The organism is uncultured Pseudokineococcus sp. (genome assembly GCF_947495735.1).
GTDB lineage: Bacteria > Actinomycetota > Actinomycetes > Actinomycetales > Quadrisphaeraceae > Pseudokineococcus.
In genome coordinates, this window is sequence record NZ_CANMAA010000003.1 from 220,499 (window position 1) to 243,645 (window position 23,147).

The following is a 23,147-nucleotide window of genomic DNA, read 5'->3' on the forward strand; positions in this document are numbered from 1 at the left end:
CGCTCGTCCCCCGGTTCTCCCCCGTCCGTCCACCTGTCGTCCCCAGGCGCTGCACGCCGGGGCCGTGACCGGAGCCGCCTCCGCCGGACGCCGCGCCCGTCGGTCGGGCGCGGCTCCGGCTCCCCCTCACGGGAGGGGCGGCGTCGGCGAGGCGGGGGTCAGGGGCTCCCCACCCGGCGCTGCGGGACGACCGACCGGCCCAGCTCCGCGGGAGACCGGCCGGGCTGCTGCGACATCGAGGAGCGGTCGCGAGCGCCCCCTGCGCGGCGGCGCGGCGCCGACGAGGACGCCCGCGACCACGACCGCGCCGAGGGCGACCTCGACCAGCGGCGTGCGGTCGCCGAGCAGGAGCCACGAGGAGGAGACGCCGGCGACGGGCACGAGCATGGAGAACGGGGCGACGACGCCCGAGGGGTGCCGCGCGAGCAGCGCCGTCCAGAGCCCCGACCCGACGACGGTGGCGAGCACGACGACGTAGGCCAGGCCCGCCAAGGCGAGCAGCCCGGTCCTGCTCGCGGTGGCGGTGGTGACCGCGGTGGCCACCCGCCCGGGCCCCTCGAGCAGGAGGGAGGCGGCGGCCATCGGCAGCGGCGGGACGACGGTCATCCACAGCACGAGGTGCAGCGGGCGCGGCGGGGCGGCGAGGCGGCTGGAGAGGTTGCCCAGCGCCCACCCGAGCCCGCCGGCGAGGGTGAGCAGCACGGCGAGGACGGGCGCGCCGCCGTCGGCGGCACCTCGGTGCACGGCGATGCCGACCAGGCCGGCGACGGCGACGAGCACGCCAGCAGCACGGCGGCCGGTGAGCCGCTCGCGCAGCAGCACCGCGCCCAGCAGCACGGTGAACGGCGCGGAGGACTGCAGGACGATCGAGGCCAGGCCGGGCGGCATCCCGACGTCCATGGCGGTGTAGAGGAAGAGGAACTGCAGGACGCCGAAGCCGAGCCCGTAGCCGAGCAGCCAGCGCAGCGGCACCTGCGGGCGGGGCACCAGCAGGACGGTGGGCACGGCGAGGAGGGCGAAGCGCAGCGCCACCAGCAGCAGCGGCGGGAAGTGCGCGAGGGCGAGCTCGGTCGCCGGGAAGTTGAGGCCCCACAGCAGGGCCACGAGGCACGCCAGGGCGCGGTCACGAAGAGGCACCTCGCCAGCCTCGGGGTGCGACGTCCGTGCAGTCCATCGACATCTCCGTCATCGACGCTTCAGCAGCGCTGAACGGTGCGACGCTGCTCCCGTGGACGTCGACGCGCTGGCCGCCCTGGCCGCCCTGCGCAGCCAGGGCGGCGTCACCCGCGCCGCGGCGGTGCTGCACGTGAGCCCGTCGGCGGTCAGCCAGCGCCTGGCCGCCCTCGCCCGCGCCGCCGGCACGCCCCTGACCGAGCGCGACGGCCGGCGCCTGCGCCTGACCCCGGCGGGCGAGGCGCTGGCCGACGCCGCCGTCGACGTCGCCGCCGCGCTCGAGCGGGCCCGCACCGCCGCCCGGGCCTCCCTGGACCGGCCGACCGGTCTCGTGCGCGTCTCCGCCTTCTCCAGCGGCGCCGAGCTGCTCCTGCCCGGGCTGCTCACCCGCCTCGCCCGCTTCCCCGGCGTCGAGGTCGCCTGCTCCGACGAGGACGTCGCCCTGGACGCCTTCGCCGCCCTGACCGACCGGCTCGACGTCGTCATCGCCCACCGCCCCGAGAGCGACCCCGCCTGGACGGCGCTGCCCGCGCAGGTCCGCACCACCCCGCTGCTGCGCGAGCCGCTCGACGTCGCGGTCCCGCTGGACCACCCGCTGGCCGACCGGGCGTCGGTCACCCCGCGCGACCTCGTCGACGAGCCCTGGATCGCCGTGCGCGAGGGCTTCCCCGTCGCCCACGTCTCCCAGGCCGTCGGCGGCTCCCACGGCCCGCAGCGGGTCGTCCAGCGCATCAACGACTTCCACGTCGTCCTCGCCCTGGTCGCGGCCGGCCACGGCATCTCGCTGCTGCCGCGCTACACCTGCGGCTCCCACCCCGGCGTCCGGCTCCTGCCCCTCACCGGCGTCCGCGCCGGCCGCCTCGTCGACGCCCTCGTGCGCCCGGACAAGGCTGAACGCCCCCTCGTGCGCCTGGTCCTCGGCGAGCTGGCGGCGCTCGCGGCGGAGCTGGCGCCCTAGCGCGCCGCAGGAGGGCGACCGGAGGCCGGCCGGTCCAGGTCGAAGCGGTTCTGCTCGTCGAGGGTGAAGTAGGCGCTCGGTCCACCGGCGCGCAGCACGGGGTCGGCCAGCGCGGTCTGGTAGACGCCGTCGACGAGCAGCGTGCGGTCGATGTGCACACCGACCACCTCGCCGAAGACCACGCTGGTGCCGGTGAGCTCTCCCGCGGCGGTGCGCAGCGCGACGACCTGCGTGAGGCGGCACTCGAAGACGGTCCGGGACTCGGCGACGTGCGGGACGTCGACGACGCGCGAGGGCGCCGGGGTCACGCCGGCCAGGGCGAACTCGTCGACCTCCGGGGGCTCCGGCGCCGCGGTGGCGTTCATGGCCTCCGCGAGGTCCCGGCTGACGAGGTTCCAGCAGAACTCGCCGGTGGCCTCCACGTTGGCGAGGGTGTTCTTGGCGCCGTTGCTGGCGAAGCCGATGATCGGCGGCTCGTAGTTGAACGCGGTGAAGAAGCTGTAGGGCGCGAGGTTCAGCACCCCGCCCGCCGAGCGGCTCGAGATCCAGCCGATCGGCCGGGGGGCGATGATCGCGTTGAACGGCGAGTGCGGGAGCCCGGTCCCCGCGGCGGGCTCGTAGAAGTGGACGTCCCGGTCGGCCCGAGCGGTCATCGACGCCTCCTGCGCTCTCCCCCGTGCAGCTGAGCCCCCTTCGTACACGCCGGGCGCGGCTCGCCCGCCGCGGGGACGCGCCGTGGCGCGCGAGCGCGGTCCGCAGCGCCCTCGAGGAGCGCGGCTCAGCGCGCCGACCAGCCGCCGTCCGAGCCGATCGTCTGCCCGGTGACCCAGGACGCCTCGTCGCCGAGCAGCCAGGCGACGAGCCGCGCGGTGTCCTGCGGCGTGCCCCAGCGCCCGGAGGGGCTCGCCGCGGCGACGGCCGCCCGGGCGACGTCGTCGGCGTAGCCGGTGTCGACGGGTCCGGGGTCGACGCAGTTGACGGTGATGCGCCGCGGCGCCAGGTGGACGGCCAGGCTCCGCGTGAGCCCGTGCAGCGCGGCCTTCGACGCGATGTACGGCAGCTCGTCGGGCATCGCGCCGTGGTGCTGGCCCGAGGTGAACCACAGGAGCCGCCCGCCGGGGCGCTCGTCGTCGTGCTGGGCGGCGAAGGCCTGCGCCAGCAGCAGCGTCGCCCGGACGTTGACCGCGGACGTCAGGTCCAGCTCGGCGGCGGTGAGGTCCTCCAGGCGCTGGGCGCTGCTGCGGGCGTGGTTGGCGACGAGCGCGTCCACGTGGCCGAAGGCCTCCCGGGCGGCCGCGACGAGGGCCTGCGGCGCCCAGGGGTCCGCCAGGTCGCTGGAGACGTGCTCGGCGCGGGCGCCGTCGCGGCGCAGCTCGTCGACGAGCGCGGCGGCGCTGCCCTCGTCGGCGCCCCAGGGCTGCTCGGCGTCGTGCGCCTCCCAGGAGTGCACCAGCACGGCGGCGCCGTCGGCGGCCGCGCGGCGGACGACCGCCGCCCCGATGCCGATGCGCCGGCTGGCACCGGTGACGACGACGACCCTGTCCCGCAGAGGCTGCACCGAGCGACCCTGTCCTCTCCTCACCGAGCGGAGCAAGGGAGTTCCGCGCCCGCCGCGGTCAGACGGCGCCGGACGTCGAGCGGAAGCGGCGCAGCCGCAGGCTGTTCGTCACGACGAAGACCGAGGAGAGGGCCATCGCCGCGCCGGCGACCATCGGCGTCAGCAGGCCCGCCATGGCCAGCGGGATCGCGGCGACGTTGTAGGCGAAGGCCCACACGAGGTTGCCGCGGATGGTCCGCAGCGTCGCCCGAGAGAGCCGGACGGCGTCGGCCGCCGAGCGCAGGTCCCCGCGCACGAGCGTGAGGTCGGAGGCCTCGATCGCCACGTCGGTGCCCGTGCCGATGGCCAGGCCGAGGTCGGCCTGCGCGAGCGCCGCGGCGTCGTTGACGCCGTCGCCGACCACCGCGACGACGCGCCCCTCGCCCTGCAGCCGGCGCACGACGTCGACCTTGCCGGCGGGCATGACGCCCGCCACCACGTCCTCGACGCCCACCTCGGCGGCGACCGCCCGCGCGGCGGCCTCGTGGTCGCCGGTGACGAGCACCGGGCGCAGGCCCAGCGCGCGCAGCTGGCGCACGGCGTCCGCGGACGTCGGCTTCACGGTGTCCGCGACCACCAGCAGCCCCCGCGCGACGCCGTCCCAGCCGGCCGCGACGACGGTCTGCCCCTTCGCCTCGGCGCGGGCGCGCGCGGCGGTGAGCTCCTCGGGCAGGGCGAGCCCGCGGTCGGCGAGCAGCGCCGGGCGCCCGACGAGCACCGCGCGCCCCTCGACCGAGCCCTCGACGCCGAGCCCGTCGAGCGAGGCGAAGCCGGCGACGTCGGGCAGCCCGCTCCTGCCGTCCTGGCCCGCCGCCGCAGCGATCGCGCGGGCGATCGGGTGGTCCGAGGCCGCCTCGAGCGCGCCAGCCGTGCGCAGCACCTCGTCGCGCTCCTCCCCCGGTGCCGCGACGACGTCGAGCAGCGCCATGCGCCCCGTGGTCACCGTGCCGGTCTTGTCCAGGACGACGACGTCCGCGCGGCGCGTCTGCTCGAGCACCTCGGGGCCGCGGACGATGACGCCCATCCGGGCCCCGCGCCCCGTCCCGACCATGAGCGCCGTCGGCGTGGCCAGCCCCAGCGCGCACGGGCAGGCGATGATCAGGACGGCGACCGCCGCCGTCATGGCCGTGGCCCACCCGGCGCCCGCGCCCAGCCAGAAGCCGAGCGTCGCCACCGCGAGCGCGACCACGACGGGCACGAAGACGGCGGACACGCGGTCGGCCAGGCGCTGGATCTGCGCCTTGCCCTCCTGGGCGCGCTCGACGAGGGCCGCGGTCTGCGCGATCTGGGTGTCGGCGCCGACCCGCTCGGCGCGCACGACGAGCCGACCGCCGGCGTTGACGCCGCCGCCGGCGACCGCGTCGCCCGGGCCGACCTCGGCGGGCACGGGCTCCCCCGTCAGGGCGGACACGTCCACCGCCGAGGCGCCGTCGACGACGACGCCGTCCGCGGCGACCTTCTCCCCCGGCCGGACGACGAAGACGTCGCCGACGCCCAGCTCCTCGACGGGCACGCGCACCTCGACCACCTCGCCGTCGACCTCGCGGCGCACCGCGACGTCCTTGGCGCCGCTCTCGAGCAGCTCGCGCAGGGCGGCGCCCGCGCGGCGCTTGGAGCGGCCCTCGAGGTAGCGGCCGGCCAGCACGAACGTCGTGACGCCGGCGGCGGCCTCCAGGTAGATCGACCCGCTGCCGTCGGCCGACCCGGCGAGCCAGGTGAACCCGTGCGTCATGCCGATCTCGCCGGCGCTGCCGAGCACCAGGGCGTACAGGGACCAGGCGAGCGCGGCGAGGGTGCCGACGGACACGAGCGTGTCCATCGTCGCCGCGCCGTGGCGCAGGTTGGTCCACGCGGCGCGGTGGAAGGGCCACCCGCCCCAGGCCACGACCGGCAGCGCGAGCGCCAGGGAGACCCACTGCCAGGCGGGGAACTGCCAGGCCGGGACCATCGCCAGGACGATCACGGGCACCGCGAGCACGGCCGAGACGACCACGCGGCGGCGCAGGGCGGTCAGCGGGTCGGCCTCGTCGACCGCGATCTCGGCGCCGGCGGGCTGGTGCTCGCGGGCGGTGTAGCCGGCGGACTCCACGGCCGCGACGAGGACGCCCGTGTCCGTGCCCGCGGGCGCCGTCACGCGCGCCCGCTCGGTCGCGTAGTTGACCGTGGCGCTGACGCCGTCGAGCTTGCCGAGCTTGCGCTCCACGCGGGCGGCGCAGGAGGCGCACGTCATGCCGCCGATGGCGAGGTCCAGGCTGCGGACGTCGGCGGCGTCCGCGGACGCGGCGGCGACCTGGTCGCGGTGGTCGGTGGCACGGGCCACGGGGCACCTCCTGGTGCGGGCGGACGGCGGGCTGGCGGGGGCGTCAGCCGTGGTCGGTGTCGTGCTCGGTGGTCGAGTGCTGCTCCGGCGCGGGCGGCTCGCCCGGCGGGGAGACCGGCCCCACGAGGGCGCCGAGGCCCAGGCCGGCGCCGAGGACCCCGACGAGCAGCAGCCCGAACAGGCCCAGCGCCCGGCCGGGGCGGTCGGCGGGCGCCCCGTCGCCCTGGCCGTCCGGGGCCGGGGCGGGCCCGGTGGCCGGGCTCACGCCGGGGCGGGCGTCGCGGAGTAGCCGGCCTCGGTGACGGCGTCGGCGACCATCGCGTCGGTGACGTCGTCGCCCGCCGTCACGACGAGCGAGCCGGAGGCCAGGTCGACGTCGACGCCGGAGACGCCGGGCACCTCGCCGACCTCCTCGGTGACGGAGCGGACGCAGTGCTCGCAGGTCATGCCGGTGACGGCGTAGGTGGCGGTGCGCATGGCGTCCTCCTGGGACTCGCGGTGGGTGGTCGAGCAGGTGCGCGGGGGTCTGGTGCCCCTTAGACCCGGGCCTTCGACGACTCCGGTGGCGGGGCGCCTCATGGCCGACGTCGGACGGCGCGGGGCGGTCAGCTGCGGACGAGGCGGGCGATGGCCTCGGAGGCCTCGCGGACCTTCGCGTCGCCCTCGGGGCCGCCGGTGGCGACGGCGTCGGCGACGCAGTGGGCCAGGTGCTCCTCGACGAGCCCGAGCGCGACGTTCTGCAGCGCCCGGGTCATCGCCGACACCTGCGTGAGGATGTCGATGCAGTACTTCTCCTCGTCGACCATCCGCTGCAGCCCGCGGGCCTGCCCCTCGATGCGGCGCAGCCTCTTGAGGTAGTCCTCCTTGTGCTGCATGTAGCCGACGTGACCGGCGCCGTGCTCAGCGCCGTCCCCCGTGCTGACCGTGTCCGTGGTGGTCATCGCACCCCTCTCGTCGGCTACACCCTACCCCGGTGGGGTATCTGCACAACGAGTTCTGCCCACCGTCTGTTCCGCGCGGCTCCCCCGAGGTGTGGTCCGGCACCGCGGAACCAGCGCACCCCCGGGTCGCCACGGCCGCACGTCGCCCGAGCGCGGGACGCGGGGAGGGCGACGTGGCCGCACGTCGCCCTCCCCCTCGAGGCCCGGGTCAGCGGTCGGTGAGGTCGCGCACCTGGGCGTAGCGCTGGCGGACGGCGAGGCCCGCGGCCGGGTCGGCGGGCGCGTCGAGCGAGACGCTGTCGCCGTCGCGCGCCCCCTCGCCCCACTCCGGGGCCTCGGCGCTGCCCAGCGCCACCCACGCGGCCTGCCGGGCGGCGCCGTCGGCGACGTACTCGGCCGGGGGCGGCACGATCACCGGGCGCCCGAGGACGACCGGGGCGATCTGCCGCAGCGCCTCCGAGCGCGCCCCGCCGCCGACGAGGACGACCCGGTCGACGCGCGTGCCCTGCTCGACGAGCGCGTCGATGCCGTCGGCGAGCCCGCACAGCAGCCCCTCGACGGCGGCGCGCGCCAGGTGGGCGGGCGTCGACGTCGCCAGCGTCATGCCGTGCACCGCGCCGGTGGCCCCCGGACGGTCGGGCGTCCGCTCGCCCTCGAGGTATGGCACGAGCACGAGGCCGCCGGAGCCGGACGGCGCCTCGAGCGCGAGCTCGGAGAGGCGACCGACGTCGACGCCGAGGATGCTCGCCGTCGCCGTCAGCACGCGCGCGGCGTTGAGCGTGCAGACGAGCGGCAGCTGCCGGCCCGTCGCGTCGGCGAAGCCGGCGACGATGCCGCTCGGGTCCACCGGGGCGGTGTCCGACGGCGCGGAGACGACGCCCGACGTCCCGATGGAGACGACGACGTCGCCCGGCCGGGCGTCGACGCCGAGGGAGGCGGCGGCGTTGTCGCCCGTCCCCGCACCGAGCTGCGCGCCGGGCGCGAGCCCGCCCTCGACACCGCGGCCGGCGCTCTCGGCTGGGCCGAGGACGCGCGGCAGGTGCGGCAGCTCGGCGCCGGCGTCGCGGCGCAGCGCCCGGCGGAGCAGCTCCGGCACGTACTCGCCGGTGGAGGCGTTCCAGTAGCCCGTGCCGCTGGCGTCGCCGCGGTCGGTCGCGAGCGCCTCGAGACCCGCCTGCGGGCCGCCGGCGAGCATCCAGGTCAGCCAGTCGTGCGGCAGCGCCACGGCCGCCGTCCGCGCGGCGTTCTCGGGCTCGGAGTCGGCCAGCCAGCGCAGCTTGGTGACGGTGAAGCTCGCGACGGGCACGATGCCGACCTGCTCGGCCCAGGCCCGGCGCCCGGCCTCCTCGTCGCCGTCGCCGAGCTCGAGGATGAGGTCCTGCGCCGCCTGCGCGGAGCGGGTGTCGTTCCACAGCAGCGCCGGGCGCACGACCTCGCCGGCGGCGTCCAGGCAGACCATGCCGTGCTGCTGGGCCCCCACCGCGACGGCCTCGACGTCGGCGAGCCCGCCGGCGTCCTCGACGGCCTCCTGCAGGGCCGCCCACCAGGCGGCGGGGTCGACCTCGGTGCCGTCGGGGTGCGACGCCCGGCCGGAGCGCACGAGGGCGCCGGTCTCGGCGTCGCGGACGACGACCTTGCAGGACTGGGTGGACGAGTCGATCCCGGCGACGAGCATGGCGGTGGAGCCTCCTGGACGGGTGTCCGCGCGCGACGCGCGCAGCGGGGGCGCCGGCCGCAGCGCCGCGCGCCAGCCTGCCACGCCCCGCCCCCTCCCCCGGCGGGCGGACCCGGAGGAGGTGGCGGGCACGCGTCAGCGGACGACGAGCGGGTCGGCCACGAGCGCCGTCGCCCGGCCCTGCGGCGACACCCGGAGGCTGACAGGCAGCGCGTGTCGTCGTCGACGGGTCGACGCGGGCGACGGCGACGTCGTGCCCCGGCCCGGAGCACGGGCGGCGCTCGCCGGGCCGAGGCGGCTCAGAGCAGCTCGACCCGGTCCGCCTGCGGCCCGCGGTCGCTCTGCCGCACGCCGTAGCGCACGCGGTCGCCCTCGCCGGGGACGTCCGTGCCGCGGACCACCGAGACGTGGACGAAGAGGTCGTCCCCGCCGGCGTCCGGCCTGATGAAGCCGAAGCCCCGGTCGGCGTCGAAGCGCACGACGACGCCCTCGCCACCACGTGCCGGCGCGGCGCCCCGCGGGGAGGCACCACCCCGCGGGGCGGAGGTGCCGCCGCGGGGACCACCGCGGGCGTCGGCGGCGCCCCGCGGCTCCCGGTCACGGCCCGCCTCGCTGCGGTGCGGCGCACCGCCGACCACGCGCACGTCCTGCGCCTGGGGGCCGCGGTCGCCCTGGACGACGTCGTACGCGACGCGGTCGCCCTCGGCGAGGGACGTCAGCCCCTCGGCGAGCGCGCGGGCGTGGACGAACACGTCCCCACGGCCGCTGTCGGGCGCGACGAAGCCGAAGCCCTTGTCCTCGTCGAAGAACTGCACCGTCCCGTCGGCCCCGTCCGCGGCCGCCGCGACCGGCTCCGCGGTGTCCTCGAGCGGCAGGACGTGCTCCGCCTGCGGGCCCTTCTCGCCCTCCCCGAGGAGGAAGGCGACCCGCTGCCCCTCGCCGAGGACCGCTCCGCCCACCACCGCGGACCCGTGCACGAAGACCTGCGGACCGCCGCCGTCGCGGATGAGGAAGCCGTAGCCCTTGGTCGGCTCGAACCAGGCGACGCTGCCGAGCACGCCGAGGGCGACGTCGGGCGCGGTGTCGCCGGTCACGCGGACCCGCAGGGCCTGCGGGCCGCGCGGCCCCTCCCCCTCCTCGAAGTCGACGACCTGGCCCTCGCGCAGCGCCCGCACGCCGTCGCCGCCGAGCACCTCGGAGGCGTGCACGAAGACGTCGTCGGAGCCGTCCTCGGGCGCGAGGAAGCCGAAGCCCCGCTCGGTGTCGAACCAGCGGACGGTGGCAGCAGGCACGGGGGAGCTCCTCGGGAGGACGGGCGGTCGGCCCTCCAGTGTCACGGACGTCGCGCGGTCGGCGAACCGCGGGCGGGGCGCCGTCCGACCGGTCGGACGGCCACCCCGCCGCGACCCAGCGCGCGCTCGCGCGAGGGTGGAGGTGCGGAGGGCGTGGGATTCGAACCCACGGGACGGTCGCCCGCCCAGCGGTTTTCAAGACCGCCGCCTTCGGCCGCTCGGCCAGCCCTCCTCGCCCCGCCGAGGGGCGCCCGCTCAGTCTGCCGGACGGCGTGCGGCGGCGGCTCGCCCGACCGGCGCGAGGGCCCTCGGACGCGACGACGGCCGCCACCCGGGTGGGTGGCGGCCGTCGTGGGGTGGCGCAGCGGTCAGGCGGCGCGCGCCGACGACGCGGGGGCGGCGAGCACCTTGGGCTGGACCACGAGCATGAGGATCACCAGGGCGACCAGCGCCGCGCCGACCATGACCGAGGCCATGCCGAGGGAGCCGCCGCCGACGAGGCCGACCATGGGCGCCGCGAGGGCGCCCACGCCGAACTGGGCGCACCCGAGCAGGGCGGCCGCCGTGCCGGCGGAGCGGCCGTGCCGCGTCAGCGCCAGCGCCGGCCCGTTCGGGAGGATGAAGCCGACGGCGCCGAGGGTGAACCAGACGGGCACGAGCAGGCCGAGGACGCCGCCGGTGCCGGTGCCCACGAGGACGAGCAGGGCCGTCGTGAACGCGACCGCCGCGACGAGCGCGCCCTGCATGACCCGGACGGGGTGGAAGCGCTCGACGAGCACCGGGTTGAGCTGCGTGGCCCCGATGAGGGAGATCGCCCCGGCGCCGAAGGCGAAGGCGTACTGCTGCTGGCTCAGGCCGAACTCCTCCTGCAGGACGAAGGACGACCCGGAGACGTAGGAGAAGAGGATCGAGAACGCGAAGCCGGCCACGAGCACGAGACCGACGTACCGGCGGTCGCGGAGCAGGCCGCGGTAGGTGCGCAGCACCTCGCCGGCACCGCCCGTGCGACGGCGCTCGACGGGCAGCGTCTCGGGGAGCAGCTTCGCCGCGACGACGACGAGGACGACGGCGAGCCCGGCGAGCGTGACGAACACGCCGCGCCAGCTGGTGTGCGAGAGGAGGAATCCGCCGAGGGCCGGCGCGATGATCGGCGCGGCGCCCATGACGAGCGTGAGCCGCGAGAGCGTGCGGGCGGCGGCGACGCCGCTGAAGAGGTCGCGGACGACGGCGAGCGCGACGACGGCGCTGGCTGCGGCGGCGACGCCCTGCAGCACGCGGGCGGCCGTGAGCAGCTCCACCGTGGGGGCCAGCGCGCAGAGCACCGACGCGAGCCCGTGGACCGCGACGCCCGTGATGAGCACCGGACGCCGTCCGAGCCGGTCGCTGAGGGGGCCGAGGACGAGCTGGCCGAGCGCGAGGCCCGCGAGCAGCCCGGTCAGCGTCAGCTGCACCTGGGCCTCGGTGGCGAGCAGCTGCTCCGAGATGGCCGGGAGCGCGGGCAGGTAGAGGTCGATCGTCAGCGGGCCGAGCGCGACGAGGACGCCCAGCACGAGGATGAGCCGGACCCGCTGGCCCGTGGACCACGAGGCGCCGACGTCGGGCCCCTGGTCGTCGTCGTGCCGGGGCGGCGGGAGGTCCTCCACCGGCCGGCCCTGCGGCGGGGCCTCGCGGGTGTGCGGGACGGCGGCGTGGTGCACCGGGGCGGATCGGGGTGTGGCAGTCACAGGGTCTGTCTGCTTCCTGGACGGGGCGCAGTACGCCGGCGGTCGGTCGGACGGCGGCTGCACTGCGCACCTGTGAGACCAGAAGCCCGTGCCTGCGGCATCTGTTCCCGCTCCCAGGATGTCACTGCCCGGCTCGTCCGTCACGTGGCTTCTGCGCCGCGACCGCCGACGACGTGCCCGCGCCCCCGGGGACGCGGGGCGAGGACGCCCCGCCGGCGGGTCGGTCAGACGCGGGTGCGGTGGAAGCTCGCCGCGGAGCGGCTGGCCGTGGGGCCGCGCTGGCCCTGGTACCGGGAGCCGTGCCGCTCGCTGCCGTAGGGGTGCTCGGCGGCCGAGGAGAGCCGGAAGAAGCAGAGCTGGCCGATCTTCATGCCCGGCCACAGCATGATCGGCAGCGTCGCCACGTTCGAGAGCTCGAGCGTCACGTGACCCGAGAAGCCGGGGTCGATGAACCCGGCGGTCGAGTGCGTGAGCAGCCCCAGACGGCCCAGCGAGGACTTGCCCTCCAGGCGCGCCGCGACGTCGTCGGGGAGCGTGACGACCTCGAAGGTGGAGGCGAGCACGAACTCGCCGGGGTGCAGCACGAAGGGCTCGTCGGGGCCGACCTCGACCAGGCGCGTGAGGTCGGGCTGCTCCTGCGCCGGGTCGATGACCGCGTACTTGTGGTTGTCGAACAGCCGGAAGAAGCGGTCCAGGCGGACGTCGACGCTGGAGGGCTGCACCATCGCCTCGTCCAGCGGGTCCAGGACGACGCGGCCGGAGGACAGCTCGGCGCGGATGTCCCGGTCGGAGAGCAGCACGCCCGCACCGTAGCGGCCAGCGCCTCGGCCACGGGCGCTCGCCCGCCGACCGGACCCGCCGCGACGCCGCCGCCCGGTGGCCCGTGGCACGGCCGGGGTCCGGGTAGGGTGGCACCCGCTCGTCCACGGCGAGGGCGCGCGGGTGTAGTTCAGTGGCAGAACTTCAGCTTCCCAAGCTGATAGCGCGGGTTCGATTCCCGTCACCCGCTCCAGCGCGAAGGGCCCCGACCGCACGGTCGGGGCCCTTCGTCGTCCGCGGCGCGGGACGACTACGCCGGCACCAGCGCCTGGCCGCCCACGAGCCGCTCGCGGTAGTCCGCGGCGGCCTCGCGGAAGGCCTTGAGCGCGTAGCCCGGCACGGCCATCCCCTTGTCGTGCGCCCAGAGCAGCTGCGACTCGAGCCGCGAGATGTCGCGGACGCTGCGCTCGAGGTCCTCGTCGAGGCCCAGCTCGACGATGACGCCGCCGAAGTCGGTGCGCTGCTCCTCCGACTTGGCGCCCACGAGGCTGTAGGCGCGCGAGCGCAGCAGCCGGGCCAGGTGCATCTGCCAGGGGGCGAGGGCGCCGGTCTCCACCATCTCCTGCGCGCTGAGGCGGTAGAAGGCGAAGTGGCCGGGCTCCTGCACCTTGATCGCGTCGACGACGGTGCGCTGGATCGCCGTCTCCCCCATCTCGGCGAGGCCCTCGCTCATGGAGGCGTAGGCCATCATCGCGGCCTTCTCCGTCGCCGCACCCGTCAGGTAGTACAGGAGCCGGATGACCTCGTGGACGGGCGTCAGGTGCGAGAGCAGGCCGAGCATGCGGACGCTGCGGGGCACGTCCTCGGTGTTCGCCGCCACCGGCGGCATGCCCAGGTAGTGGGCCAGGGTGTCGAGCAGGACGCCGTGCCGCTCCTCCTGCGGGCTCCACACGTCGGCGTAGAAGCGGCGGTCGCTCTCGCTGACCTCGGGCAGCAGGACGGCGAGCTCGAGGACGTTGCGCTCGACCTCCATCTCCACGCGCGCCATGTAGTCGAGCGCGAGGCCGAAGCGCTCGCGGACCGCCCGGGGGTCGCGGACGGCGTAGTCGGCGGTCGCCAGGTCGATGGGGGGATGGCGCTCGGCGAGTCGGTCGACGTGCTCGGCGATGCGCGCGGCGTCGGCGCGGGGTGCGGACATGGTGGCGTGGTGCTCCCTGTGGGCGGGCTGGCGGTGGTGCTCCTACGCCCCTCCTTCGGCAGAGCCGGCGCGGAGGTTCACTCGCGCGGCCGGAACCGCTCTCTCGGGGGAGGGCGACCCTCACCGGCCGGCGCCGGCGCCCGCGGTGTCGGCGGCCTCTCCTAGCCTTCGCACCGTCGCCGGTCCTCGGCGCACGGCCCGGCCGGGCCGCCGGACGCCGCAGGAGGCCCCGTGCTCGTCGTGCACCGCAGCGAGAGCGCCGACGCGCTCGTGCGCGGGCTCGCCGACGTGCTCGCCGTGCCTCCCGAGGACCCGTTCGCGCGCGACGTCGTCGCCGTGCCCGCGCAGGGGGTCGAGCGCTGGATCGCCCAGCGGCTCTCCCACGCCCTGGGCGCCTCGCCCGGGGGCGCGCCCGACGGCGTCTGCGCGCGGGTCGACATGCCGCGCCCGGGGCGCGTGCTGGACGAGGCCGTGGCCGCCGTCTCCGTGCAGCACGCCGCGGCCGTGGAGGCCTGGTCGGCCGGGCGGTCCGCGTGGCCGCTGCTCGCGGTGCTCGAGGAGGGCGGCACGCCGCTGGACCGCGCGCTCGCCGAGGACGGCCGGCGCATGGCCGCCGTGCAGCAGCTCGCCCAGCGCCTCGCCGCCTACGGGCGCGCGCGGCCGGCGATGCTCGTCGACTGGGCCGCCGGAGGCTGCTCCGACGGCGCCGACGGCGAGGTCCCCGAGGACCTGCGCTGGCAGGTCGACGTCTGGCGGGCGCTGCGCGAGCGCCTGGGCCCATCCCCCGCCGAGCTGCTCGAGGGCGCCTGCGCCCGGCTTCTCGCCGAGCCCGACCGGGTCGACCTCCCCGACCGCCTCTCGGTCTACGGCCCGACGCGGCTGTCCCCCGCCCGCCTCGCCGTCCTCGGGGCCCTGGCCGGCCACCGCGAGGTGCACCTGTGGCTGCACCACGCGAGCCCCGCGCTGTGGGACGCCGTCGCCGGCGCCCCGGCGCCCCGGCGGCGGCGCGACGACGTCGTCCGCCGAGCGCTGCGCGAGCCCCTGCTCGGCTCGCTGGGCCGGGACCTGCTCGAGCTCCAGCAGCTGCTGCGCCTGCACGGGCTGGCCGGGCCGGCCCCGGACGGCGCGGCCTCCGTCGCGCCGGCGCCGGTCGAGCACCGCGACGAGCACCTGCCGTCCGACCGGGCCCGGGGCGGTGGCGACGACGGCGAGGGCGACCCGTCGGCCGAGCGCACGCTGCTGCAGCGCCTGCAGCGCGCCCTCGCCCGCGACGAGGTGTCGGTGGACCCGCCGTCGGTGCTCCCTGGCGACCGGAGCGTCCGCCTGCACTCCTGCCACGGGCGGGTGCGGCAGGTCGAGGTGCTGCGCGAGGCGGTGCTCGGGCTGCTGGCCGACGACCCGACCCTCGAGCCGCGCGACGTGCTCGTGCTGTGCCCCGACGTCGAGGCCTTCGCGCCGCTCGTGGCCGCAGCTTTCGGCGCCGGGTCGGTCGAGGAGGGCGAGGAGGGCGCGCCCGGGCCCGTGGTCGCCGCCGCGGGGCACCCCGTCCGGTACCTGCGGGTGCGCGTGGCCGACCGCGCCCCGCGCCGGGAGAACCCGCTGCTGCAGGTGCTCGCGCAGGTGCTCGACCTCGTGGGCTCGCGCGTGTCCGCCACCGCGGTGCTGGACCTGGCGGGCCACCCGGCCGTGCGCCGTCGCTTCCGCCTTGACGACGACGCGCTCGAGCGCCTGCGCGGGTGGGTCGTCGCCGCCGGCGTCCGCTGGGGCCTCGACGCCGACCACCGCGCCGGGTGGGGGCTCAGCGGGCTGCGGCAGGGCACGTGGCGCGCCGGCATCGACCGGCTGCTGCTCGGGGTGGCCGTCGAGGGCCTGCCAGCGGCCGCCGACCCGGCCGCCACCGCGGACGTCGGCGGCAGCGGCGGTGCCGACCTCGTGCTGGGCGGCGCCGTCCCTCTCGACGACGTCGACAGCTCCGACGTGGCGCTCGCGGGGTCGCTGGCCGAGCTCGTCGACCGGCTCGACGCCGTCGTGCACCTGCTCGCGGGACGGTGCGACGCCTCCTCCTGGGCCGCCGCGCTGGAGGACGCGGTGCTCGGCCTCGCGGCGCCCGACCCGGACAGCCCGTGGCAGACCGCCCAGCTGCACCGCGAGCTGGCCGGCGCGGCCGAGGGCTCCTCCGAGGCGCCGCTGGGGGCCGCCGACGTCCGCGTCCTCCTGGCCGACCTGCTCGTCGGGCGCCCCACGCGCGCCGGCTTCCGCACGGGGGCGATGACGGTCTGCACGCTCGTGCCGATGCGCTCGGTCCCCAGCCGGGTGGTCTGCCTCCTGGGGCTCGACGACGGAGCCTTCCCGCGGCGCAGCGCCGTCGACGGGGACGACCTGCTCGTGCGCGACCCGTGGACGGGCGAGCACGACCCGCGCAGCGAGGACCGCCAGCTGCTCCTCGACGCCGTCGCCGCGGCCGGCGACCACCTCCTCGTCCTCGTCACGGGCGCCGACGAGCGCACCGGCGCGCACGTCCCCCCGGCCGTGCCGGTCGACGAGCTGCTCGACGCGCTCGACCGCACCGCCACCGTCCCGGGCGGCCGCGTGCGCGACGTCGTCACGACGACCCACCCCCTGCAGCCCTTCGACGCCCGGGCCTTCCGGACCCCGGCCGCGGACGTCTCCGCCGGGGACGACCCGGCCGGGGCCCCGACACCGCGTCCCTTCAGCTTCGACACCGGCGCGCTGGCGGCGGCCCGCGCCGCGGCCGGGCTGCGCCGGCCGCCGCGTCCCGTGCTGGCCGCGCCGTTGCCCGCGCGCCCGCCCGCCGCCGAGGTGTCGCTGGCCGACCTGCGCTCCTTCCTGCTGCACCCCGTGCGGGCGTTCTGGCGCCAGCGGCTCGAGGTCTCCGTCGTCCGCCCCGGCGAGGAGCCCGACGACGCCCTGCCGCTGGACCCCGACGGCCTCGAGCGGTGGGCGCTCGCGCAGCGGCTGCTCGACCGGCGGGTCGCGGGTGAGGACGTCGCCGACCTCCTCGCCGTGGAGCTGCACCGCGGCGACCTCCCCCCGGGCCCGCTCGGCGAGCGGTACCTGCGCGGCGTGGGCAGCGAGGTCGAGGCGGTCGTCCGGGCGTCCGAGGCGGAGCGCTCGATCCCCCCGGGCGCGGTCGACGTCGACGCCGACCTCGGCCCGCTCCCGGGCGGTGGCCCGCCGGTGCGCGTGGTCGGCACGGTGGGCGGGGTGCGGGGCGACGTGGCGATGCACCTCACCGCCTCGCGGCTCGGGCCCAAGCACCGGCTCCTCGCGTGGCTCGACCTCCTCGCGCTCACCGCGGGGGGGCCCGCCGGCGGGGCCGGGGACGGCGGCGCGTCACCGTGGCGGGCCGTCGCCGTCGGGCGCGCGGGCGGTGACGGCGGGGCCGCCCGCAGCGTCCTCGGCCCCCTGGGCGTGGAGGACGCGCGGACGGCCCTCGCCGAGCTCGTCGCCCTGCACCGCGCGGGCCTCGACGAGCCGCTGCCGCTGCCGCTCAAGACCGCCGAGGCCTATGCGACGCGCCGCCGCGGTGGCGGCAGCGTGCTCGCCGCCCAGGACGCCGCGGCCCGGCGGTGGGACTCCGACCGCTTCCCGGGGGAGGCGGCCGAGCCCGAGCACCTGCTCCTCCACGGTCGCGAGCTGCCGTCGGCCGACCTGTGGGGCCCGCCCACGGACGCCGAGCGCGGCCCGGGCTGGGCGCCCGACGAGCCGACGCGCCTCGGCGCGCTGGCGCGCCGCGTGTGGGACCGGCTGCTCGACGCCGAGGCCGGCGGTCGGGGGGCCGCGGCGTGAGCGCCGTGACGGGGGCGGACGAGCCCTCCGTCGACGAGCCCTCCGTCGACGAGCCGCAGGCCTTCCGGCTCGCGGACCCCCTGCCGCGGGGCACCACGCTGCTGGAGGCGAGCGCGGGCACGGGGAAGACGTGGACCATCGCGGCGCTCGTCGCCCGCTACGTCGCCGAGGCGGGCCTGCCGGTCGACCAGCTCCTCGTCATGACCTTCAGCCGCGAGTCCACCCGCGAGCTGCGCGAGCGAGTGCGCGCCCGCCTCGTCGAAGCGCGCGACGCGCTCTCCCGCGACGTCCCGCCGGAGGAGGAGCCCGACGAGCTGCTCGCACTGCTGCGCGGCGGCGGCGCCGCCGACGTGGCGCTCCGGCGCCGCCGGCTGGCCGACGCCCTGGCCTCCTTCGACGCGGCCACGGTGACGACGACGCACGGCTTCTGCCAGCGCGTCCTCCTCACGCTCGGCGCGGGCGCCGACCACGATGCGCGCACCGAGCTCGTGGAGGACGTGCGTGACGTCGTCGACGAGGTGGCTCACGACCTCTACCTGCGCCGGTGGGCCGTGGCGGGCGCCGAGGAGCCGACCCTCTCCCCGGCGGACTTCCGCGAACTCGCCCGCGTGGCCGCGCTCGACCCGGCCACCGACCTGCTGCCGCGGGACGGCGAGCCCGACGTCCCGGTGCTGCCCGCGCTGCGCGCCCGCGTGGGCCGCGCCGTCCGCGCGGAGGTGCAGCGTCGGCTCCGGGCGGCCGGTCAGATGGGCTACGACGACCTGCTGCTGCGCCTCGTGCACGTCCTCGGGGACCCGGGCAGCGGCCCGCGCGCCCGCGAGCGCCTGCGGGCGCTGCACCGCGTCGTCCTCGTCGACGAGTTCCAGGACACCGACCCCGTGCAGTGGCGGGTGCTCCGGTCGGCCTTCCACGATCCCGCACCCGCCTCCGGGCCGGTCACGGCGCCCGCGGCCGAGGCCGGCGTCGCCCGGGCCCTCGTCCTCGTCGGGGACCCGAAGCAGGCGGTCTACGGCTTCCGCGGGGCGGACGTGCGCGCCTACCTCGAGGCGCGCGACACGGCCTCGGACCTGCGGACCCTCACCACCAACCAGCGCAGCGACGAGCCGGTGCTGCGGGGCCTCGACGCCGTCCTCGCCGGTGCCGCCCTCGGTGACGCCCGCATCCAGGTGCGCCCGCTCGCGGCGCGCTTCACCGGTCGCCGCGTCGAGGGAGTGCCGCCGGTGCGGCTGCGCGTCGTCCCGCGGGACGCGCTGCCGCTGACGCGCGACGGGCTCGCGCGCGTGCCAGGCATGCGGCAGCGGGTGGTCGACGACGTCGCCGCGCAGGTCGTCGCGCTCGTCGGCGGCGCCGTGACGACCACCACGCCCGAGCGGCGCCGCCGGGCGGACCACGCTTCGGCCGCTCCCGACGGGCCCGCTCCCGCGGGCGACGTCGGCGAGGAGCGGCCGTTCGCGCCGGGCGACGTCGCGGTGCTCGTGCGGACCAACGCGCAGGCCCAGATGGTCCGGGAGGCGCTGGAGCGGGTCCGCGTGCCCGTCGTCGTCGGCGGGCGCACGAGCGTCTTCACGACGCCGGCCGCCCACGACTGGACCGTGCTCCTGGAGGCGCTCGAGCAGCCGCAGCGCGGCGCCAGGGTGCGGCTGCTCGCGCTCGGCGCCTTCGGCGGCCACGACGCCCTGTCCCTCGACGAGGGGGGCGACGCGCTCGTCGACGACCTCGGGCTGCGCGTGCGCGCGTGGGCCCGGCTCCTCGACGCCCGCGGGGTCGGCGCGCTGCTCGAGGCCGTGCAGCGGCCGCGGCCCGACGCCGCCGGCCTCGCCGAGCGGCTGCTCGGGACCGTGGGCGGCGAGCGCCGGCTCACCGACCTGCGGCACGTCGGGCAGGTGCTGCACGAGGCCGCCGTGCGCGACGGGCTCGGCGTCTCGGCCCTACTGGCGTGGTTGCGCGAGCAGGTGGAGGAGGCCGGGCGCGACGGGGTCGTCGAGCGCAGCCGCCGGCTGGAGTCCGACGCCGCCGCGGTGCAGGTCCTCACCGTGCACACGAGCAAGGGCCTCGAGTTCCCCGCCGTGCTCGTGCCCTTCGCGTGGGACATGTGGCAGAACACCAAGCCGTCGACCGCCCTCGTCCACGACGCCGACGGCCGCCGGTGCCGCGACGTCGGGGGCCCCGGCGCACCGGGCTGGGCCGACCACGTCCGCGAGCACCACCGCTCGGAGTCCGACGAGGAGCTGCGCCTCGCGTACGTAGCCCTGACCAGGGCCGCGAGCCACCTCACCGCCTGGTGGGCGGGGACGACCAACACCGGCCGCGGCGCGCTGCACCGGCTGCTGCTGCACCGGCCTCTCGCCGCTCCGAGCGCCGCAGGTGCGCTCGACGACGGTGTCCCCCCGGCCGTCGTGCCGGTCCCCTCCGACGACGACGCCGTCGCCGCCCTGGCGGCCCGGGCCGCCACGAGCGGTGGCTGCCTCGTCGTCGAGCGCGTCGCCGGCCCGCCCGACGGCCGGCCGTGGCGCGCGCCCGACCGGGTGGTCGACGGCCTCGCAGCGGCGCGCTGGCACCGCGCGCTCGACGCGTCGTGGCGCCGGACCTCCTACAGCGCCCTCACCGCCGCCGCGCACGACGCCGGCCCAGCGCCCGCGGGCGGGGCCCTCGTCGAGCCGGAGGCGGCGGTCGAGGACGACGAGCGCCTGCCCGCGGACGGCGCTCCCGCCCGCGCCGGGGAGTCCGGCGGGGCCGGCCCGGTGCCCGCGGCGGTGCCCTCGGCGTGGGACGCCCTCGCCGGCAGCGCGCGCTTCGGCGTGCTCGTCCACGCGGTCCTCGAGGAGCTCGACCCCTCGGCCCTCGCCGCTCCCGACGGCGCCCCCGACCGGGTGCTGCGGGACCTCGTCGCCGAGCACGCCGCGGCGCAGGGGCTCGCCCTCGACGTCGACGTGCTCACCGGAGCCCTCGACCTCGCCCTGAGGACACCCCTCGGACCGCTCGCGGGCGGGCGCCGCCTCGTCGACGTCCCCGCGCGCGACCGCCTGCCGGAGTTGGACTTCGAGCTGCCCCTCGCCGGGGGCGACGACGCCGGGGCCGCCGCGCTGCAGCCCTCCCTGGCCGGGCTCGTGCCGCTGTGGCGGCGGCACTGCCCCGACGGACCGCTGGCCTCCTACGCCGACGCGCTCGAGCACCTCACCGCGGACGGCGGGCACGACGACGGGGCGGGGCAGGACGGCGGGCTGCGCGGCTACCTCACCGGCAGCGTCGACGCGGTGCTGCGGCTGCCCTCTCCCGACGGGGGCGACGCGCGCTACGTCGTCGTGGACTACAAGACGAACCGCCTCGGCGTCCCCGAGCGGCCGCTGACGTCCTGGGACTACCGCCCGGCGGCGATGGAGGAGGCCATGGTGGCCGCGCACTACCCGCTGCAGGCGCTGCTGTACCAGGTGGCCCTGCACCGCTTCCTGCGCTGGCGGCTGCCCGCGTACGCGCCGGAGCGCCATCTCGGCGGAGCGCTGTACCTCTTCGTGCGCGGGATGGTCGGGCCGTCGGTGGCGCCCGCGGAGGACGGCGCGGTGCCCGGCGTCATGGCGTGGGCGACGCCGCCCGCGCTCGTGGTCGCGGCGTCCGACCACCTCGCCGGCCGCGGGACGGCGCCGTGAGCGGCGACCCCCGCGCCGGGGACCTGGCGCTGCGCGCCACCGGGCTGCTGCGCGACTTCAACCGGGCCGGCCTGCTGCACGCCGCGGACGTCCACGTCGCCCGCCGCCTGGGCGCGCTCGCCGGGGAGGAGGACGAGGCCGTCCTGCTCGCCGCGGCGCTCGTGGTCCGCTCCACCCGGCAGGGCTCGGTCGTCGTCGACCTCGCGACGGCCCGGGACACGACCGCCGCGGACGACGTCGACGACGAGGCGGACGACGGCACCCGGTCCACGGCGGAGGGGACGGCTGACGAGGGAGCGGCAGCAGGCGGCACGGTCGACACCGTGGTGTGGCCGGGCGAGGACTGGGCCGCCCGCGTGGCGGCCAGCCCCCTCGCCGGCGGCCCCCTGCGCGTCGAGGGCGGTCGCGTCTGGCTCGGCCGCTACCGCGACCAGGAGGAGCTCGTCGCGCGCGAGCTCGCGACCCGCGCCGCCGACGTGCCCGACGACCTCGACGCGGGCGTCCTGCGGCGCGCCCTCGACCGTCTCTTCGACCCGACGGACGCAGACCAGCGGGAGGCCGCCGCGGGGTGTGCGCTCGCCCGCGTCTCCGTCCTCGCCGGGGGCCCCGGCACGGGCAAGACGACCACGGTGTCGAAGGTCGTCGCTCTGCTGCGCGAGCAGCACCCGACGTGGCGGGTGGCGCTGGCCGCCCCCACCGGCCGGGCGGCCGCGCGGCTCGCCGAGGCCGTCCGCGACTCCTCGGCGCACCTGCCGGAGGAGGACCGCGAGCGGCTCGGCGACCTGCCGGCGACGACGCTGCACCGCCTCCTCGGCTGGCGGCCGGACGCGCGGCACCGCTTCCGCCACGACCGCTCCGACCGGCTGGCCCTCGAGGTCCTCGTCGTCGACGAGAGCTCGATGGTCTCGCTCACCCTCATGGCGCGGCTGCTCGAGGCGCTGCGCCCGCACACGCGGCTCGTGCTCGTCGGGGACCCCGACCAGCTGGCCTCGGTCGAGGCGGGCACGGTGCTGGGCGACCTCGTCGACGCACGAGCCGGCGGTGGGCGCCACCCCCGCCTCGCCGACGCCCTCGCGGAGGTGGGCGCCCTCCCCGCCGACGAGCCCGGTCGTCGCGAGCCGTCGGACGCCGACGCCCGGGCGTCGAGGCCGGTCACTGTGCGCGACGGGGTCAGCCTGCTGCGCACCACCCGCCGCTACGCCGGCGGCGGGGTGGTGGACCGCCTCGCGGCCGCCGTCCGCGACGGGCGCGGCGAGGACGCCCTCGCCGTCCTGCTCGCCGGCGACCCGGGCGCCGTCCTGCTGCCGACCACGGCCGACGCGGTGCCGGAGGCCGACCTCGACGACGTCCGCGACGACGTCGTCGACGCCGCGACGGCGCTGGGGGCGGCGGCGCGGGCCGGGGACGCCGCGGGCGCCCTCGCCGCGCTCGACCGGCACCGCCTGCTCACGGCGCACCGCGCGGGCCCCCGCGGGCTGCGCCGCTGGGGCGAGCTGGCCGAGCGCTGGACGCGGGCGGCCGAGGCGGCCGCGGGCGTCCCCCGCGTGCGCCGCGCGGACGGCCACCACGTCGGCGAGCCCTTGCTCGTCACCGTCAACGACCCGGCCACCGGGCTGTCCAACGGGGACGTCGCCGTCCTCGTCGACGACGGCGCGGGCGGCCTCTCCGCCGCCGTGGGTGACCGTCGAGACCCGCGGCTCCTGCCACTGGGGCGACTGCCGAGCACGCGGGCGCTGCACGCGATGACCGTGCACCGCAGCCAGGGCAGCCAGTTCGACGCCGTGACGCTCGTGCTGCCGCCCGCCGGCTCCCCGCTGCTGACGCGGGAGACGCTCTACACGGCACTCACCCGCGCACGCGAGCGCGTGCGGGTCGTCGGCGACGCCGAGGCGCTGCTGGCCGCCGTCGCGCGCCCGGCCGCCCGCGCGTCGGGGCTGCGTGAGCGGCTGCGGCCTCCCGTGCGGTCGACTGACGACGGCGTCCACGGCGCTTGAGACGGGAGGACGTACCGCCGACCGTGGTGGGGATCGGCCCGAGCGCGTCGTGACAGCTGTGA

At 77.9% G+C, this 23,147-nt stretch carries 16 protein-coding genes and 2 tRNA genes; 5 read left to right on the top strand and 13 right to left on the bottom strand.

Features of this window, described 5'->3' with window-relative positions; translation table 11 throughout:
- Positions 1–126 precede the first annotated feature (126 nt).
- Complete coding sequence (locus tag Q0848_RS06325) at positions 127–1,137, bottom strand: EamA family transporter (RefSeq protein ID WP_299036141.1); 1,011 nt, start codon at positions 1,135–1,137, stop codon at positions 127–129.
- A 91-nt stretch (positions 1,138–1,228) separates the two neighbouring features.
- Between Q0848_RS06325 and Q0848_RS06330 the strand changes: the two genes are divergently transcribed.
- Positions 1,229–2,131: a LysR family transcriptional regulator gene (locus tag Q0848_RS06330; protein WP_299036143.1), complete on the top strand. Its 903-nt coding sequence runs from the start codon at positions 1,229–1,231 to the stop codon at positions 2,129–2,131.
- Here Q0848_RS06330 and Q0848_RS06335 read toward each other — a convergent pair.
- From Q0848_RS06335 to dcd, 11 genes are all read right to left on the bottom strand, one after another.
- Positions 2,128–2,784: a flavin reductase family protein gene (locus tag Q0848_RS06335; RefSeq protein ID WP_299036145.1), complete on the bottom strand. Its 657-nt coding sequence runs from the start codon at positions 2,782–2,784 to the stop codon at positions 2,128–2,130. The two genes, Q0848_RS06330 and Q0848_RS06335, sit on opposite strands and share 4 nt — an antisense overlap.
- Before the next feature lie 125 nt (positions 2,785–2,909).
- Positions 2,910–3,689, bottom strand: a complete 780-nt coding sequence (locus Q0848_RS06340) for an SDR family oxidoreductase (RefSeq protein ID WP_299036147.1) — start codon at positions 3,687–3,689, stop codon at positions 2,910–2,912.
- 58 nt (positions 3,690–3,747) lie between these two features.
- A complete protein-coding gene (locus tag Q0848_RS06345; protein ID WP_366146456.1) occupies positions 3,748–5,979 on the bottom strand; it encodes a heavy metal translocating P-type ATPase in 2,232 nt (743 codons plus the stop codon).
- A gap of 112 nt (positions 5,980–6,091) precedes the next feature.
- Positions 6,092–6,313 carry a hypothetical protein gene (locus tag Q0848_RS06350; RefSeq protein ID WP_299036151.1) on the bottom strand — a complete coding sequence of 74 codons (222 nt, stop codon included), beginning with the start codon at positions 6,311–6,313 and terminating at the stop codon, positions 6,092–6,094.
- Positions 6,310–6,525, bottom strand: a complete 216-nt coding sequence (locus Q0848_RS06355; RefSeq protein WP_299036153.1) for a heavy-metal-associated domain-containing protein — start codon at positions 6,523–6,525, stop codon at positions 6,310–6,312. The genes Q0848_RS06350 and Q0848_RS06355 overlap by 4 nt, the downstream gene beginning before the upstream one ends.
- Before the next feature lie 128 nt (positions 6,526–6,653).
- Entirely contained in the window at positions 6,654–6,989 is a 336-nt protein-coding gene (locus Q0848_RS06360) for a metal-sensitive transcriptional regulator (RefSeq protein WP_366146442.1), read from the bottom strand.
- A 208-nt stretch (positions 6,990–7,197) separates the two neighbouring features.
- Positions 7,198–8,664, bottom strand: coding sequence for a xylulokinase (xylB, locus tag Q0848_RS06365; RefSeq protein ID WP_366146457.1), 1,467 nt, complete (start codon positions 8,662–8,664; stop codon positions 7,198–7,200).
- A gap of 299 nt (positions 8,665–8,963) precedes the next feature.
- The gene (locus tag Q0848_RS19020) at positions 8,964–9,956 is read right to left on the bottom strand and encodes a cold shock domain-containing protein (RefSeq protein ID WP_366146443.1); all 993 of its coding nucleotides are present in this window, start codon (positions 9,954–9,956) and stop codon (positions 8,964–8,966) included.
- Between the two features lie 145 nt (positions 9,957–10,101).
- A tRNA-Ser gene (locus Q0848_RS06390) sits at positions 10,102–10,188 on the bottom strand.
- A gap of 136 nt (positions 10,189–10,324) precedes the next feature.
- Positions 10,325–11,680 carry a multidrug effflux MFS transporter gene (locus Q0848_RS06395; RefSeq protein ID WP_299036157.1) on the bottom strand — a complete coding sequence of 452 codons (1,356 nt, stop codon included), beginning with the start codon at positions 11,678–11,680 and terminating at the stop codon, positions 10,325–10,327.
- A 224-nt stretch (positions 11,681–11,904) separates the two neighbouring features.
- Positions 11,905–12,480 carry a dCTP deaminase gene (gene dcd, locus Q0848_RS06400; protein WP_299036159.1) on the bottom strand — a complete coding sequence of 192 codons (576 nt, stop codon included), beginning with the start codon at positions 12,478–12,480 and terminating at the stop codon, positions 11,905–11,907.
- A 138-nt stretch (positions 12,481–12,618) separates the two neighbouring features.
- On the opposite strand from dcd, the gene Q0848_RS06405 reads away from it, so the two are divergent.
- A tRNA-Gly gene (locus Q0848_RS06405) sits at positions 12,619–12,692 on the top strand.
- Positions 12,693–12,749: 57 nt separating this feature from the next.
- Here the strand turns inward: Q0848_RS06405 and Q0848_RS06410 are convergent.
- Positions 12,750–13,637 (bottom strand): GTP-binding protein LepA, encoded by an 888-nt coding sequence (locus tag Q0848_RS06410; protein ID WP_299036161.1) that lies wholly within the window; start codon positions 13,635–13,637, stop codon positions 12,750–12,752.
- A 231-nt stretch (positions 13,638–13,868) separates the two neighbouring features.
- Between Q0848_RS06410 and recC the strand changes: the two genes are divergently transcribed.
- The 3 genes from recC to recD are packed head-to-tail and all read left to right on the top strand — an operon-like array spanning position 13,869 to position 23,085.
- On the top strand, positions 13,869–17,447 hold the full coding sequence (gene recC, locus Q0848_RS06415) for an exodeoxyribonuclease V subunit gamma (protein ID WP_299036163.1): 3,579 nt from the start codon (positions 13,869–13,871) through the stop codon (positions 17,445–17,447).
- Positions 17,444–21,091: a UvrD-helicase domain-containing protein gene (locus Q0848_RS06420; RefSeq protein ID WP_299036165.1), complete on the top strand. Its 3,648-nt coding sequence runs from the start codon at positions 17,444–17,446 to the stop codon at positions 21,089–21,091. The genes recC and Q0848_RS06420 overlap by 4 nt, the downstream gene beginning before the upstream one ends.
- On the top strand, positions 21,088–23,085 hold the full coding sequence (gene recD / locus Q0848_RS06425) for an exodeoxyribonuclease V subunit alpha (protein WP_299036167.1): 1,998 nt from the start codon (positions 21,088–21,090) through the stop codon (positions 23,083–23,085). The genes Q0848_RS06420 and recD overlap by 4 nt, the downstream gene beginning before the upstream one ends.
- Positions 23,086–23,147: the final 62 nt, after the last annotated feature.

Excerpts from the sequence above, each read along its gene's own strand:
- Q0848_RS06410 (WP_299036161.1), bottom strand. The coding sequence starts at position 13,637 with ATGTCCGCACCCCGCGCCGACGCCGCGCGCATCGCCGAGCACGTCGAC.
- Q0848_RS06355 (WP_299036153.1), bottom strand. The coding sequence starts at position 6,525 with ATGCGCACCGCCACCTACGCCGTCACCGGCATGACCTGCGAGCACTGC.
- Q0848_RS06360 (WP_366146442.1), bottom strand. The coding sequence starts at position 6,989 with ATGACCACCACGGACACGGTCAGCACGGGGGACGGCGCTGAGCACGGC.
- xylB (WP_366146457.1), bottom strand. The coding sequence starts at position 8,664 with ATGCTCGTCGCCGGGATCGACTCGTCCACCCAGTCCTGCAAGGTCGTC.
- Q0848_RS06335 (WP_299036145.1), bottom strand. The coding sequence starts at position 2,784 with ATGACCGCTCGGGCCGACCGGGACGTCCACTTCTACGAGCCCGCCGCG.